The sequence below is a fragment of the Chitinophaga niabensis genome (assembly GCF_900129465.1).
Classification (GTDB): domain Bacteria; phylum Bacteroidota; class Bacteroidia; order Chitinophagales; family Chitinophagaceae; genus Chitinophaga; species Chitinophaga niabensis.
The window spans coordinates 412828-429735 of sequence record NZ_FSRA01000001.1; the positions used below are offsets into that span (position 1 = coordinate 412828).

General features: G+C 45.9%; 11 protein-coding genes. 9 read left to right on the forward strand and 2 right to left on the reverse strand.

Annotated features, from left to right (window positions below):
• Positions 1-141: 141 nt before the first annotated feature.
• From BUR42_RS01740 to BUR42_RS01750, 3 genes are read left to right on the forward strand one after another with little or no spacing between them, the layout of a single operon-like run.
• Positions 142-3579 carry a TonB-dependent receptor gene (locus BUR42_RS01740; RefSeq protein WP_084185285.1) on the forward strand — a complete coding sequence of 1146 codons (3438 nt, stop codon included), beginning with the start codon at positions 142-144 and terminating at the stop codon, positions 3577-3579.
• A 25-nt stretch (positions 3580-3604) separates the two neighbouring features.
• Complete coding sequence (locus BUR42_RS01745; protein WP_074237448.1) at positions 3605-5284, forward strand: RagB/SusD family nutrient uptake outer membrane protein; 1680 nt, start codon at positions 3605-3607, stop codon at positions 5282-5284.
• A 17-nt stretch (positions 5285-5301) separates the two neighbouring features.
• On the forward strand, positions 5302-6273 hold the full coding sequence (locus tag BUR42_RS01750) for a discoidin domain-containing protein (RefSeq protein ID WP_159442193.1): 972 nt from the start codon (positions 5302-5304) through the stop codon (positions 6271-6273).
• A gap of 46 nt (positions 6274-6319) precedes the next feature.
• Here the strand turns inward: BUR42_RS01750 and BUR42_RS01755 are convergent, their stop codons facing one another.
• Positions 6320-7555, reverse strand: a complete 1236-nt coding sequence (locus BUR42_RS01755; RefSeq protein WP_074237450.1) for a sensor histidine kinase — start codon at positions 7553-7555, stop codon at positions 6320-6322.
• On the reverse strand, positions 7552-8229 hold the full coding sequence (locus tag BUR42_RS01760) for a response regulator transcription factor (protein WP_074237451.1): 678 nt from the start codon (positions 8227-8229) through the stop codon (positions 7552-7554). The genes BUR42_RS01755 and BUR42_RS01760 overlap by 4 nt, the downstream gene beginning before the upstream one ends.
• 404 nt (positions 8230-8633) lie before the next feature.
• Between BUR42_RS01760 and BUR42_RS01765 the strand changes: the two genes are divergently transcribed.
• The 6 genes from BUR42_RS01765 (at position 8634) to BUR42_RS01790 (ending at position 16908) form a co-directional block, all read left to right on the forward strand.
• Entirely contained in the window at positions 8634-9716 is a 1083-nt protein-coding gene (locus tag BUR42_RS01765) for a DUF4856 domain-containing protein (RefSeq protein ID WP_074237452.1), read from the forward strand.
• A gap of 96 nt (positions 9717-9812) precedes the next feature.
• Complete coding sequence (locus tag BUR42_RS01770) at positions 9813-10922, forward strand: imelysin family protein (RefSeq protein WP_159442194.1); 1110 nt, start codon at positions 9813-9815, stop codon at positions 10920-10922.
• Positions 10909-12267: an HTTM domain-containing protein gene (locus BUR42_RS01775; RefSeq protein WP_200798199.1), complete on the forward strand. Its 1359-nt coding sequence runs from the start codon at positions 10909-10911 to the stop codon at positions 12265-12267. The genes BUR42_RS01770 and BUR42_RS01775 overlap by 14 nt, the downstream gene beginning before the upstream one ends.
• A 4-nt stretch (positions 12268-12271) precedes the next feature.
• The gene (locus BUR42_RS01780; RefSeq protein ID WP_074237454.1) at positions 12272-14650 is read left to right on the forward strand and encodes a TonB-dependent receptor domain-containing protein; all 2379 of its coding nucleotides are present in this window, start codon (positions 12272-12274) and stop codon (positions 14648-14650) included.
• A gap of 105 nt (positions 14651-14755) precedes the next feature.
• The gene (locus BUR42_RS01785; protein ID WP_074237455.1) at positions 14756-15340 is read left to right on the forward strand and encodes a Crp/Fnr family transcriptional regulator; all 585 of its coding nucleotides are present in this window, start codon (positions 14756-14758) and stop codon (positions 15338-15340) included.
• A gap of 182 nt (positions 15341-15522) precedes the next feature.
• Positions 15523-16908 carry an alkaline phosphatase family protein gene (locus BUR42_RS01790; RefSeq protein ID WP_074237456.1) on the forward strand — a complete coding sequence of 462 codons (1386 nt, stop codon included), beginning with the start codon at positions 15523-15525 and terminating at the stop codon, positions 16906-16908.

A 16908-nucleotide genomic window follows, 5' to 3' on the forward strand; every position in this document is an offset into this window, starting at 1 on the left:
AGTAAAACTATCAACTAAGATCAAAAAAGGAAGGAGAATGCTCGGAACATCCTCCCCCTTAGGCAATGCTAACGTTAAAGGCTTATCCCCTGATTTTAAGGGCAGGGAAAGCCATTTTTCACACAACCTAACACCAAAAGTATGAAAAAAATCAGACTAGGACCGGCATCCAGGCCCGGAGTACCTGTCATTCCACTTGTCAAGCTCCTGCTCATGATGAAAATGACTGCCATTATTATCTGTATGTGTTCCATGCAATCTTTTGCCCTTATCGGGCGGGCGCAGGAAAAGGTTTCACTTAACCTGAAACAGAGCTCCCTCAAAAAAGCGCTCAAGGCAATTGAGAAGCAAACATCCATTCACTTTGTGTACAACGATGAAATGCTGCAGGATGCAGCATTGGTAGATGTTGCCGTAAAAGAGAAGGCATGGACGGAAACACTGCACCAGATCCTGAAAAATACCAGCCTCAGTTATAAACTGGTGGACGATAACCTGGTAGTGATCACTTATACTGCCAATAAAGCGCAGACGGTGGCAAGGGGAAAAGTAACAGATGCATCCGGCCAGCCGCTTATTGGCGTGAGCCTCTGGGAAAAAGGTTCCAGCAATGGTACGGTTACCAGGGAGGATGGTTCTTTTTCTCTCTCCGTAAAAAGTGATACCTCTACTATCGTATTTAAATATATCGGCTTCGCCGTGAAAGAAATGCAGGCTTCCACCAATATGACCGTTGTGCTGGAAGCAGATAACACATCTTTAAATGAAGTAGTGGTAGTGGGTTATGGTACACAGAAAGCAGCGAACCTTACAGGGGCTGTGGCAACGGTTTCTGCTAAAACACTGGAGAGCCGGCCGTTGACTAACCTCGCGCAGGGGTTGCAGGGAACGTTGCCGGGATTGAATGTCAATTTGAATAATGGTGCACCGGGTCAGGGGGCGAGTTTTAATTTAAGAGGAGCTATAACAGGTTTTGGGTCAGCTTCACCTTTGGTGTTGGTGGATGGTGTGGTAATGGACCCTAACCTGATCAACCCCGATGATGTGGAAAATGTTACGGTATTGAAAGATGCTGCCTCTGCTGCTATCTATGGTGGCCGGGCTGCTTACGGTGTGATCCTCATCACCACTAAAAGTGGTAAACAAGGCAAACTGAATGTGAGCTATTCCGGTAATTATACCATCAGCAGGCCTACACGTATGCCTGATTATCTCAGTGGTTCCGCATATATCAATATGTTCCGCGATGCCGTGCGCAGAGCTGGCGGCAACAGTTATAATTATACAGATCAGGATTCCATCCTTGCTGCAAAATTCCTGGCAGACCCCGCCAATAATTCAGATGTATATGTTGACCCGGACAGGCCAAACCGATACCGGTATGTAGGTAACACAGACTGGATAGATGTACTGTATCCTGGTTATCAGCCACAACAGCAACATAATATTTCCCTTGCCGGCGGTGAAGGAAAAACTACTTATGCTGCCAGCCTGGGATACTTTAACCAGGAAGGCTTGCTGAGAGAAGCAGATCAGCAATACAAACGTTATAATGCCTCTTTAAGGCTAACGAATAAAACCACCAGCTGGCTGGACCTTAATTTTAAAGCCAGCCTGAACCACTCTACCTTAAATACGCCTAACGGTACCCAGTTCAATGATGCTTCATCACAAAACTGGTCTTTCCTGCCAACGGACCTTACACCATTAATGCCCGTAAGGCATCCGGACGGTAATTTCTCCGGCCAGGGTAACTATACCAATATGGTGGCGCTGATGAAACTGAATGGCCGCCAGAAATACGATATCAACGATGTGTGGTTAACAGGCGGTTTCGTGATCAAACCTATTAAGAATGTGCGCATCGTAACAGATTATACCTGGAACGGATACTTCTATAATAAGACACAACACTATAAAGCATTCAGTGAATACGGTGCAAATGGGGCATTACTGGGAACTTATCCCTGGACAACCCCCAGCCGTCTGTTTCAGACCAATAGCAGCGATAGTTATTATGCCCTCAATTCCTATGCGGAGTATGAGAACACTTTCGGCGGCAAACATTACCTGAAAGCAATGGTGGGGTATAACGAAGAATTGAAACAGAACAGGAGTTTCGGCGTAACGGCAAAGAACCTCGTAGATCCAACCCTGCCCAGCCTCGTTCCCAACAACGATAAGAACCCTGCATTGACGGCCGCGCAATCAGAATGGGCAGTAAGTGGTTCATTCTTTCGGTTAAATTATATCTATGCAGATAAATATCTGCTGGAAGTGAATGGCCGTTACGATGGTACATCCCGTTTCCGCAGAGGTAACAGGTATTTATTCACACCATCTGTATCTGCCGGTTGGCGTGTGTCCCAGGAGAAGTTCTTTGCTCCTGTGAGCAATATCGTGAATGATCTCAAGATCAGGGGATCTTATGGCTCATTAGGAAACCAGTTCACCGAATCTAACTATCCATACATTGCCACGATGCCGATAGGTCAAACGGCTTATGTGTTTAACGATAACCTCACCAGTCCTTATGTTGGAGCACCTGCACTGGTAAATCCCGGATTTACCTGGGAGAAAGTGACCACTGTGAACATAGGTGTGGATGCGTCTTTCCTGAAGAACAGGCTGGGACTGGTATTTGACCGTTATGTGAGAACGGTGAAAGATGTGCTTCGCGCTTCTGCTGCTCAGCCGGGTATCCTGGGAGCTACCCCGCCAACCTCAAACTCTGCGGATGTGCAAACAAAAGGATGGGAACTGAACCTCACCTGGCGCGATAACATTTCGAAGGATTTTAATTATAATATCGCCTTTAATTTATCTGACAATATTTCTAAGGTTACGAAATATGCAACTAATCCAAAAGGCCTAATAACAGATCCTTTCTACGTAGGCCATACACTGGGCGAAGTTTGGGGATACACAACAGCGGGATTTTTCCAGTCTGCAGATGAAGTAAGTAAATCCGCTTCTCAAAAAGAGATCTGGGGCGGAGACTGGCTGCCGGGCGATATCCGTTACGTAGATCTGGACGGGAACGGCGTAATTAACGCAGGCGATAACACCACTACAAATCCCGGAGACAAACGTATCATTGGTAATACCACTCCCCGTTACCAGTTTGGGCTGAACATCGGCGCAGATTACAAAGGCTTTGATGCCACGGTATTCTTCCAGGGAACCATGAAGCGCGACTACTGGTTAGGCGGCGCTTACTTCTGGGGCCTGGTGGATGAATGGTCCGTACCATTAAAACACAACCTGGATACATGGACGCCTGAGAACAGGAATGCTTATTACCCTGTGAACAAAATAGGCGCCTGGTACGATCAGGAAACACAAACAAAATATAAACAGAATGCGGCCTACGCACGCTTAAAACAGGTAACCCTCGGGTATTCCCTGCCACAGTCGCTGTTATCAAGAGCAAAGATTGCCCGTGTAAGAGTGTATGTAACAGGGCAGAACCTGTTTGAGATCACTAAACTGCACAAAGCTTTTGATCCCGAATTACTGGGTGGCCAAACGTATCCTTTAAGCCGTGCCTGGTCTTTTGGCCTTCAGGTAGGCTTATAATTCTGTTACATCAAATTTGTTAATTATGAGGACGATACACGCTTTATATATATTCGCACTGATCCTGCTGCTGGGTGCCTGCAAAAAGGAAGATTTCCTGGACAGGTTTCCGCAGGATGCTATCAGTGATCCCACATATTTCAAAAATGAAAACGACCTGAAATTATACCTCAATCGTTTTTATGATGCGCTGCCCGTTCAACGCGGCAACAACGAAGCCAATTCAGACAACTTTGCACAAGGCAACCGCAATACTTTCCTGGCAGGTGAATATGTGGTACCTGCCACAGACGATAACTGGAGTTATGCCGGCTGGGCCAATATCCGTTATGTGAACTATTTCCTGCAACGTTATAACCGCGCAGAAATGGATGCTGCACTGAAGAACAATTACGCGGCAGAAGGCCGCTTTTTCAGAGCTTTGTTCTACTGGGATAAAGTAAAAAGATATGGTGCAGTGCCCTGGATCAACACAGACCTTACAGATACTTCCACTGCTATATTATTCGGACCACGCCAGCCGCACAAACAGGTAATGGATTCCGTACTGGCTGATCTGAACTTTGCAGTAGCCAATGCAGCGGAAGCCACCAATACGCAATTCGCCGGGAGGATAACCAAAGATGTAGCCTTAGCCCTGAAAGCAAGGATCTGCCTCTGGGAAGGTACTTTCCGCAAATACCAGGCACTCGGGGATGAACAAACTTACCTCCGGGAAGCGGTTACGGCATCAGAAACACTGATCAACAGCGGCCGTTACAGTATCTATAAAACCGGTAATCCGCAAAAGGATTACTACAACCTGTTCATCCAGGAAGAACTGAGAGGCAATAAAGAAACAATCCTGGCCATGCGCTACATCAAAGATGTGAGCATGCATAACCTCACCCGCCAGATCTCAGATGTATGGCCTGCGCTGACCAAAAACTTTGTACGTTCTTTCCTGGATAAAAATGGAGTACCTACTGCACTCAGCCCATTGTACCAGGGAGATGAAACACTGGATAAAGAAATGATAGACCGCGATCCGCGTTTTTCACAGATCGTAGCTACCCGCGGGTTCTCTTTTACCAACAATCCTAACGGCACCCGTGATGAAATGACACTGCCCCGTATCCCGGGAGTGGTTACAGGATATGCTGCAGTGAAGAATTACAGCCCTGATCCTGCGCAATGGAATGCCAACCAATCTACTTTAGACTTGTTCATTTTCAGATATGCTGAAACACTGCTCATCTATGCAGAAGCCAAAGCAGAACTCGGAGAAGCTGACCAGGCTGTGATAGATAAAACCATCAACAAGATCAGGGAACGTGTAGGTATGGCCAATATGGTGATTGCTACGCTGGTAAAAGATCCACAATCTATCTTTCCCACATTGCCGGTATTGCTGGATGAGATCAGGAGAGAAAGAAGGATTGAGTTAGTAGGAGAGGGCTTCCGCTTTGATGACCTGCTGCGCTGGAAAGCCGGTAACCTCATCAATAACGCGGAAACCATCCTGGGCATGAAGCTCACACCTGCACTCAGGGCACAATACCCTACCAACCAGGTAAGCAATGTACAGGTAGATGCGAACTTCTACATCCGGGTATATCCTAATATCGCCGCCAGGACCTGGAACGATAAAATGTACCTGTTCCCGCTCCCTACCAATGAATTAACCTTGAATCCTGCTCTGCTGCCACAGAACCAGGGATGGTAAAGTCTAAAACTGAAACAATGAACAGATTATTCCTATACATACTCCTGGGCGGTATCATTGCCTGTAAAAAGGATACCGCTTTCAGCAAGAAAGATGGCGACGTACGTGTTTACATGTCACAAGCCATCAGTAGTGCTTTTACGGATATCACAGTGAACCGCAGGGCACCATTGCAATCGGATAGTGCCTATGCTTTTGATGTGAATGCTTTTTTTGCCGGTACCGGTTACTTAACCGCACCCCGGGATATCAATGTGCGTTTTGCACTGGATTATACCAAATGGGATTCCATCAATACTGCCCGCGTAAATGCAGGGCAACCCGCATTTGAAAAGATACCGGACAATATCTTCTCATTTGCAAAAGCACAGACCGTTATCAAAAAAGGCACCACCATCAGCGATAACATCAGCTTTACCATCAATGCCAAACTGATCCAGGAAGGACATAATTACATGATCCCTGTTAGGCTGGAGGCTGCAGATGGTTTTGCCCTCAACCAGGCAAAGGCCATTACTTATTTTGTAGTAAAGGTTACACCACCTGTATACCCGGAAATAAACCGCAGTGCCTGGACCATTCTACACGTGGATTCGGAGGAAGCAAACGGAGAAGGCCCCAACAACGGCCGCGCGATCTTTGCACTGGATGGTTTGCTGAATACCTTCTGGCATACCCAATGGGATGGGGGAGAACCACCGTTGCCGCATCATATCGCCATAGATATGAAAGCCACGCAAACGTTGTCCGGCCTTTATCTCACTGCCCGTCAGAATGCCCCCAGCGGTGCGCCTAAAACAGTGGTAGTGGAAGCAAGTACAGATGGTACAACCTGGCAGGCAGCCGGTACCTATCAGCTGCTGGCTATCAATGCCAGGCAGCCTGTATTTTTTACGCAAACATTCAATGTGAGATATTTTAGGGTAACGGTAACTGCAACGCATGGCAATACCAATATTACCTTTTTTGCAGAGGTGAGTGCTTTCTGAGGGTCTGATTGTTATACACCGGCGGCAAAAGGCTGCCGGTGTTCTTTTAAAAAAGAACCGTGAACACATGCTGCTGATCAGCATAATGATACTTAACCTTCCAGCCATTCAACTGGCAGATCTGTTGTACAATGGCCAACCCCAAACCTGTAGATTGTACATGCTTCGTGCTTTTCCTGAACCGGTCAAACAAAAACTCTGCAGGGAAATCCAGTTCCGCACCGGTATTGGAGATCTGGAACTGATCTGTGGAAAGAGAGATATTGATCAACCCGCCTTCTTCTGTATACCGCAATGCATTGGATATAAGATTGGATACAAGGATCTCGCATAAGTAAGGATTCGATAATACCGATGTACGACCGATATGCGTGGATGCCGCTACTTCTTTCACCGTAAACAGTTCTTCCATCGTTTCCAGGTGCTGCCTGATCACTTCATCAAACCATATCATCTGTTTATCCGCAAAAGTATTATTGTCCAGTTTAGCTAATAACAACAGGTTCTTGTTCATCCGCTTCAACCTGTCTACCCCTGATTTTGCCTGCGTAATATGCCGCGACATTTCTTCACTCACATTCAACTGGCTGATCCTGTCCAGCTTGGATTGAATAATGCCAAGTGGTGTTTGTATCTCGTGAGAAGCATTCTCTGTAAACTCCCGCAGTGCATTATACTCCCTGTGACTGCGCTGGGTCATATCAAATAGTGTATGCTGCATTTCTTTGAATTCTTTGATAGGGGAGTCGTATAACTTTAATGCTTCATCATTGGTAACGGAAAAGTTCTTGATGCTTTCCAGGTTCAGGAAAAAAGGTTTCCATATTTTCCTGCTGGAAAAATAGGTGATCAATACACTGGAAATGGCCAGCAGGAGCGTAGTGCCCAGCAGCGCGGTAAAGATCATTTTGAAGTATTCATTCCATCCGATATAGGTGGTCATTACTTTAATGTGATAGTTTTCTCCGCGGATGTTCTTAACAATATCCAGGTAATGATAATCTTCCGTTACTTTCTGGATAGGATCAAACAGCAAGGTATCTCCATATACCGGTTGCAGGCGTACAGGATCTGTTGTTTTGGTGATCTCAGTGAAAAGATAATGGGCATCTTTCCCTTCTTCCAGCTGCCTGCTTATTGTTGCAGCCTGTAAGGCCAGCTGTTCATTCATTTCGGCCGTTACCTCTTCCTGCAGGAAAAGATATAAGCCGGCGCCGGTGATCAGCAGGATAACAATGGTGGCCAGCAGGAAGTCCCGCGTTGTTCTGTGTAGTAATTTCATGGTGCCATGAATTTATACCCCATGCCGTATACTGTTTTGATGTAATCAGTGCCGCTATGTGCGGTGATCTTTCTGCGCAGGTTCATCGTGTGTACATATACAGTGTCGTAATTGTCTGCCATGTCATAATGGTCTCCCCATAAATGTTCTGCAATAGATTGTTTGCTTACCACACGGTTTTTATTCACAATAAAATAGAGCAACAGTTCGTATTCTTTTTTAGTGAGGGAAATGATCTGATCTTTCCAGTGTACTTCCTGGGCGGCAGTGTCGATCATCAGCAGATCTATTTTCATCCGGTTATTGCCACTGAAAGATTTTCTTCTCATCAGGGCATTGATGCGTGCATTGAGTTCTTCCAGGTGGAAGGGTTTGGTGATATAGTCATCTGCCCCCAATCCTAAACCGGCCACTTTATCCGAAAGGGAATCCTTGGCGGAAATGATCAGTACGCCGGCATCTTTAAACTGGTCTTTCAGTAATTTTAGCAAAGCAAGCCCGTTCCCTCCCGGCAGGGTAATATCCAATACCACCACATCATATTCATATAAGGTGATCTTTTCTTCCCCTTCCTTATAATTAATGGCCTTTTCACAACGGTATCCCTGTTCTGTCAGGTAATTGTCCATCTCATCCAGCAATAAAGGCTCATCTTCTATAAGTAATAGCTTCATAATTCTTTAGAATTTCTTTAGAATTCATCTTTTTACGGGCAACCCCATGGTCGTAAAATTACGTATACGATCACGAAATACTGCTGTAAAAAAAGCAGGCTTTAGAATTTCTTTAGAATCACGCTTCATCTTTGTGGTGAATGCCATGTGTACAAAACCAGTTTGTATGCAATGGCGTTCTTTTTTTATTTGTGTAATGTTCAAAGATAGGGTCCTCCAAAACCTTTACTGTAGCTGATTCTGTGTTTTTTCTAAAGTTAGGAATGCATACATTTTATATCATAGGATTGTAAATTCAGCAGGCAGGGCATGTCGAAAACGGAAAATTATCGGTGTTTTCAGAATTTCCCGATTACATAAACATGCCGCGTAGGGTACACGATACCTTTGTGAAAAAATAGGGAATGAGAAACAAACTGTACGCAGTCGTATTACTTTTAGGAGCAGCAGCCACCGTATCTTCCTGTAAGGATGATGATGCAGGAACACCTGTAAGACCATATACGGTTCCAACCACTTATTCATTTGCCAACGCGAATTATACAAAATCCACACAGCGCGTAAAGATGCTGCTGGAACTGGATACTTATCTGAAAACAGCCAATACCGGTCTTACCACTGTGCCTTTGGACCAGGCGAAAGTGAACAACATGTGGGCTAATACCAATAACCCATTCGCAGATGCGAGCCTGAATACATCCGGCGTTAATATTAAAGATTTTACCACAGACGCTACTTTATATAAATTATTTGCAGACAGCGTATTGATCTATAATACTGGTACACCCGCGGTAGCAGGTACAGGCGGTTTTCTTCCCCGCAACACCGGTAAGATCATTGTAGGGCCGAGAGGTATGGAATATGGCCAGACCTTCCTGAAAGGTACTTTCAGTGGTTTCCTCTTCAAAAAAGCAGTAGATGCGCTGACTGCCGCAAAAGCAAAGTCTGCTACAGACACTGCTGCAGCACAACTGTTATGGGACGAAGCATTTGGTTACCTGGCTGTACCGGTTAACTACGATTCTTCTCTGGCTTATGCTAACACGGATCCAAACAGGCCTTTACATTGGGGTGGTTACCTCCGTGAAAGGGGCAGAGGCATCCAGGCTGGTGGCATCATCTTCGGCGCTTTCCTGAAAGGCCGTGCTGCCATCGGCGGATATGATGTGAATGTGCGCAATGCACAGGCTGATATCATCCTGGCTAAATGGGAACAACTCGCCGCCGCCGCCGCTTTGGAATATGTTACAGCTCCTACCGCATCAAGTGCTGTAGGTAATCCCGCTACACAGTTCCATGCGCTGTCTGAAGGTTTCGGATTTATTAAAACGTTTAAATACAGACCATCTAACAGCAAATTGTCTGCTGCGAACTTTGCGATCCTGGAAGGTATCATGAACAAAGACTTTTATGCACTTGTAAACCAGGCCGGTTTTACGGATCTGAAACAAGCGCAGAATATAATTAAAACTACTTACGGCCTCTAGGAGTCCGGGTAGCAAAATATGGCATAATGCCAGGAACTCTCAGCAGCTATGCAGGGAGTTCCTTTTCCTTTTTAATGAATGTTTAAATCAGGCCAAGTGAAAAAAATCGTTTTTGTTTTAGCTGTTACGGTATTCTGCGCCTGCAGCAAGTCCTCAGACAAAGGAGGAGAAACACCCAATGCCTTTGATAAAACGGCCATGCTGACCAATTATGCGGACAATCTCATTATCCCGGGTTACACTGCCCTGCAGCAGAAATTACAGGTATTGCAGGCTGCCTCTGATGCATTTCTTGCTGCACCCACCATTGCAACACAGGCAACGCTGAAAACTGCCTATACAGATGCACAGTTACAGTATGAAAGGATCACATCTTTTCATTTTGGCCCTGCGGAAACCGTACTGCTGGATATCTTCGCGAACTTCTCCGGCAGCCTGGACTATAACTTTAATACGGCAGGCCAGCTCACCGGTTTTTCCATAGATAGTGTGAGCATTGAAAACAATATCAGCACGGGTACCTACAATCTTGCCACCATGAGCAGAGCTTCCTTTTATTCACAAGGATTCCCGGCCCTGAACTATCTCTGTTTCGGCCCGAATGCCATTGCTAAATTTGGCACTAACACCGCAGCTCGAGTAAAGTATGTAAAGGATGTGCTGGCCCGCTTAAAAGGTCTTGTAGACGGTGTGGTTACCAGCTGGGGTACTTACCGTGCGGACTTTATCAGCAATACGAAAACCAATGTAGGCAGCCCTATCGGTAATATGGTGAACCAGATTGCCTACCAGATGGACCTGCTTAAAGGCCCCCGCATTGGCTGGCCCTTTGGCAAACAGTCCAACGGAACCGTGTTTGCCACCAAGGTAGAAGCATATTTTACGAATAATTCAGTAGCACTGGCTGTAGAAAATATCAACGCCCTGAAGAAAACATACAACGGCGGTGGCAACGGAAAAGGTCTTTCCGATTACCTGGTTGCACTTGGTAAAACAACGTTGAACAACGATATCCTCGCACAGTTCGATCTCGTGTCCACAAAGCTGAGTGCGATCCCGGACCCTTTGTCAACATCCCTTACCACACAAACAGCTGTTGTGGAAGCTGCTTATAAAGAAATCCAAAAACTGCTTACCCTGATAAAAACGGACCTGGCTTCCGCCACTGCAGTTCAAATCACTTTTGTAGATAATGATGGGGACTAAAGCAGGGGAGTCATTTTCTTTCAAAGGCATGTTAAGCGGAGCAGCCTTGAGGTTGCCCGTTTCCATTGCTCCATTGATCACGTTTAGGATCGTATTCGGTTTATTAATGTTCTTAAGCCTGGTCCGTTTCTGGTACCGGGGATGGATCACCTCCGTTTATGTTACCCCCGGTTTTCATTTTACCTATATGGGTTTTGAGTGGGTGCGTCCTTTGGGGGACTTAGGCATGCACCTGCTTTTTCTGGCCATCATTATATGCACCCTGCTTATTACGCTGGGGCTTTTCTACAGGGTAGCTGCCATCATCTTCTTTATAGGTTTTACTTATGTGGAACTGCTGGATGTAACCACCTATCTCAACCATTACTATTTTATCAGCCTGGTGGCCTTCCTGATGATCTGGCTTCCTGCAAACAGGGATTATTCCCTGGATGTATTACTAAAGCCTGAAAAAAGAAGGAAACTGGTACCTGCATGGACCATCGGTATCATCCGTTTTCAGATGGCGGTGGTATATATCTTCGCCGGTCTGGCGAAACTAAACCCTGACTGGTTGCTGGATGCCCAGCCTATGCGCACATGGCTGCCGGCCAAAACACATTTGCCCATTGTAGGCGCCTATATGTATGAAACATGGGTGGCCTATCTCTTCTCCTGGTTCGGTGCTGTATATGACCTCTTTATTGTGTTCTTTTTATTAAACAGGAAGGCCCGCCCATACGCTTATGCGGTAGTTGTGATCTTTCACGTTGCCACTGCTATCTTTTTCCCCGGTATTGGCATGTTCCCGTATGTGATGATCTCCTGCAGCCTGGTATTTTTCTCCGGCGCATTCCATGAAAAACTGCAACGGTTCTTTCCGTTCTACGATCATAGCTTTAATGATACGCCATATCATTTTAAATATAATTTATCCATCGCGGCAGGGATCTATATATTCCTGCAACTGGTTATTCCCTTAAGGTTTTTATTATATCCCGGTCACCTTTTCTGGCATGAAGAAGGTTACCGTTTCTCCTGGCGTGTGATGTTGATGGAGAAAGCAGGGTCTGCTTACTTCACCGTTAAGGATAAAGATCATTCCATAGAGGTGAACAACGCAGAATTTTTAACACCCCTGCAGGAGAAGATGATGTGTACACAACCGGACCTGATCCTGAAGTATGCACATCACCTGGCAAAAGTATTCGAAGCACGCGGGCTCGTTAACCCGGGAGTATATGGAGAGGTCTATGTATCCCTCAATGGAGAACGCTCCCGTCTTTTTATAGATTCAACAATTAACCTGGCGGAAACGCCGGTATCATGGAAGCATTACAACTGGGTTTTACCCTATAGAAATTAGCGCAATGAGAAAGTTTCAATTAATGATGATGATGTGCCTGATAAGTGTGGTGTCCTACGCACAATACAACATAAACGGCTCCTTACGCCGTGGCGATGAACCAGTGGCGCATGCAACGGTAATACTATTGCCCGGCTCACAACAGAAACTAAGTGATGAGAATGGTTTTTTCCGGTTCACGAAACTCACACCGGGCACATACACTATCAAAATAGGTGATTATGAAGAAACCATTGTGATCACAGATAAACATGTGGTGGCAGATATTAACCTGTTAAAGAACATTACCCTTTCCGATGTGGTTGTCACCGGTAAAAGGAACGAATCTGTATCCGGTATGCTGAAGGATGTTTCCGGCACAACCATCAACGCGGGAAAGAAAACAGAGGTGATCAATATGCGGCATATCAATGCTAACCTGGCTACTAATAATACCCGCCAGATCTATGCACGCATACCCGGCCTGAACATCTGGGAGTATGACAGGGGGGGGCTGCAGCTTGGTATCGGTGGGCGTGGCCTCAGTCCTAACCGTTCTTCTAATTTTAATATCCGCCAGAATGGATATGATATCAGTGCGGATGCGCTGGGATATCCTGAAAGTTATTATACACCTTCTTCAGAAGCGATAGAAAGGATAGAGATCGTTCGCGGTGCGGCAAGCCTGCAATATGGCCCGCAGTTTGGAGGGCTGATCAATTTCATCATGAAAGAAGGCCCTAAGGCAAAACCTTTCGAACTCACTACCAGGCAAACGCTGGGTTCTTATGGATTCTTCAACTCCTTTAACAGCGTAGGTGGTACTATTGCTAAGAACAAGCTGAACTATTATGCTTTCTACCAGTTCAAAAGAGGAGACGACTGGCGCCCGAACAGCCATTATGATCAGCACAATGCTTATGTACATCTTGCCTATGATGTAACGCCCAAATTCAGGATCACGGGAGAGTATACTTTAATGAAATACCTGGCTCAGCAACCCGGAGGTTTAACAGATGCACAGTTCAAAGAAGATCCCTCCGTATCTGTACGGGCAAGGAACTGGTTTAAAGTTGACTGGAACCTGATCAGCCTGAACCTGGATTATGCGTTTAATGAGCATACGCGCCTGAATTGGCGGAATTATACATTGCAGGGAGGAAGAGATGCCCTGGGGGTCTTATCGTACATTAACCGCCCTGATAATGGGGGGAACAGGGATTTCCTGTCTGACCGTTACAGCAACTTTGGCTCGGAGCTCCGTTTCATTCATCAGTACAAATTTATAAAAGACCTGCGGAGTACAGTATTAGTAGGTACCCGTGTATATAAAGGGCTCACTAAACGCAAACAGGGAAGCGCCAGTGATGGCAGTGGGGATGACTTTGTTTTCAATGGCCTTGAGCCGGACCTTTCCGGGTTTAAATTCCCCGGTACCAATATCGCCGCTTTCGCAGAGAATGTATTCCAGATCAACAAACACTGGAGCATTACCCCCGGCATCCGTTTCGAACATATCAATACAAAGTCGGAAGGGTATTACTATAAACTGAATATTTTCATTCCCAACGAGCGGATCACGGAGAGCAGAAGTAATCCGCGTTCCTTTACTTTACTCGGGGTAGGAACTTCCTGGAAGTTCAACAATGGCACTGAAGTATATGCCAACATTTCCCAGAATTACCGTTCCATCAACTTCAACGATATCCGCGTGGTAAATGCAAACGCAAAAGTGGATCCCGATCTGAAAGATGAAGATGGGTATAATGTAGACCTTGGGTTCAGGGGTACCTACAGGAACTGGTTATACCTCGATGTGAGCCTCTTCTATCTTAAGTACAACGGCAGGATAGGTTCTATCTTTACCCGTGATTCCAGTTTCATGACCTACCGCCTGCGCACGAATGTATCAGACAGCAGGAACTATGGGCTGGAAACTTTACTGGAAGGAGACCTGTTGAAGGCCATCACCCGGGGAAGATCAAAATATAAACTGAACGTATATACAAGTCTTTCCCTGATAGATGCCCGTTATATCAATACAAAGAATACCGCTATTGCAGATAAGCTGGTTGAGAATGTACCCCCTGTTTTAGTACGTACGGGATTGTCTTTCGGCAGCCCGAGGTTTAATATCACCTACCAGTACTCCTACCAGGCCAAACAATATTCTGATGCTACCAATACAGAAGAAACCCCCACGGCAGTTGATGGTGCTGTGCCGGCCTTTAGTGTAATGGACCTGAGCCTCAGTTATAACTGGCGGAAGTTCACCGTTTACACCGGGGTGAATAACCTGGCAGATGAAAAGTATTTTACGCGCCGTGCCGATGGCTATCCCGGGCCTGGTATTTTACCGGCGGACAGAAGGAACCTGTATGTGACGCTGCAGTTTAAGTTATAGCTTCAAGATCCATGGCAAAGCCCCCGCAACACCCTGTTGCGGGGGCTTTGCTATTTTATTTCATGATAATTTAATATTTTGGCTGCTTATTAATGCCGGAAAACTATGTCCAACATCGCGGAAATTGGCCTCTACAACTATTTGGCAGAGAACAAGGTGCCCGGATTGAAAGAGAACGTGAAACTGATCACCCTTAAAAAGGGTGCGCAGTTATATGGCACCTCAGAGCGCTTTACAGATATCTACGAGATCGTAGCCGGTGCTGTAAAACTAGGGGGTATTTCAGGCAAGGGAAAGGATTATATCTATGAACTGGTAACACCCGGCGAATTCTTTGGTAACCTGGCCGTATTAGGTGATACCTTTTGCGAGTTCTGTAAAACCCTCACCGCAACACAGTTCCGTTCCTACAAAGTAGATTTTTTCAAACACCTGATGACGCATGATCCCAAAGTGGCAGAATGGTGTTTTGCCAAGATCGTATACCGCTGGAACAAAACAGAATCCATGCTGGCCAATATCCGTTCTTACGAACCCCGGGAGCGGATACTTTTATTATATGCAGACCTGCATAAGAAGATCGTTACACCCGGCAACCGGGAAGTATTCCTGAATAAACTGATAACGTATAATGATATAGCAGACCTCACTGCAACAACGCGGCAACTGGCTGCAGATACGATCAGATAGCTTTGTGAAACCCCTTGTATTGCCTGTTACCCCCTGTTTTATGTAAGATTCTAACATCGGTAATGATTCCGTAACTATTTGGTGACCTTCCCGAAACTACCCCGCATACTTCTTCTGTTAACTTTGCATTCTCTCCATTTGACCTGGCATTTATTTCGAACGTTCTAATCAAAGACAAAATTATGCGAAGGAACACGTTGTGTTTTGCAATGGCATCCCTATGCCTTTTATTTTCCAGTTCACCTGTATTCGCACAGCAGCCAAAACAGGCAAAGTATGTAGTACTTATCAGTATTGACGGATTAAGACCAGACTTCTATCTTGATCCTTCCTGGCCTGTGCCCAACCTGCATTTCATGAAGGATAACGGTACCTATGCAGAAGGTGTGCGTGGTGTTTTTCCTACCGTCACCTATCCCTCTCATACTACTATTATTACAGGTGCTATGCCTGCACGTCATGGCATCTATTATAATACCATCTTTTCTGATTCCGGTTCTACAGGTACCTGGTATCGTGATGAGAAATTTATTCAGACCGCTACGTTATGGGATGCCGTACACCAGGGGGGGATGACATCTGCCTGCCTGTCCTGGCCCGTATCTGTTGGCGCTCCCATAGATTATAATGTACCAGAGTCATGGGAGAGAGGAGCAAACATTAATCCTAATGTAGCGCCTGCAGGCCTTTGGGAAGAGATACAGCAGAATGCTACCGGTAAGCTCAGCTATAACCAGATGACACTTAATAACCTGGCGATAGATGAGAACCTGAGCCGCATGGCTGCTTACCTGTTGAAAAAGTACAAACCTAATTTCACCACCGTTCACATTGTTTGCGTAGATCATGCACAACACGAAACCGGCCGTAGTGGCGATGAAGTAAAGAAAGCACTGGCTTCTGCAGACCATGCGGTGAGTAATATACTCGAAGCCATACAGGCTGCAGGCATTGCAGACAGCACGGCTATCATCGTTACCGGAGACCATGGTTTTGTGGATATCAATACCAGTTTCAATCCCAATGTATTGCTTGCTAAAAACGGGCTCACTGATAAGAATAACTGGAAAGCCATGTTCCACAGCAGCAGCGGTTCCGCTTTCCTGCACCTGAAAAATAAAGGAGATGTTAAAACACTGGCCAAAGTACGTGCTATCCTGGATAGTGTTCCTGCATCCGTAAAAAAACTTTACCGCATTGTAGAAAAGCCTGAATTGGATAAGATCGGTGCAGATCCCAATGCCGTATTAGCCCTCGCAGCCATTGAAGGCGTATCTATCTCCGGCAGCAGCAGCGGAGGACTGGTAAGGCCGGGCCGTGGCGGAACACACGGTTTCTTCCCTGACTTCGCGCATATAGAAACAGGATTCATTGCATATGGTGCAGGGATCAGCAATGGTGTGGTAGTGCCTAAAATGGGGCTGGAAGATATCGCGCCTGTTATTGCCAACCTGCTGGGATTACAATTCAATGCACCGGATGGTGTGCTGTTACCCGGAATAATAAGATCGCAGGGCCGCAGAGAGAACAGGCCCGTAGTGAATGGAAATATTAATGACACAAAATAG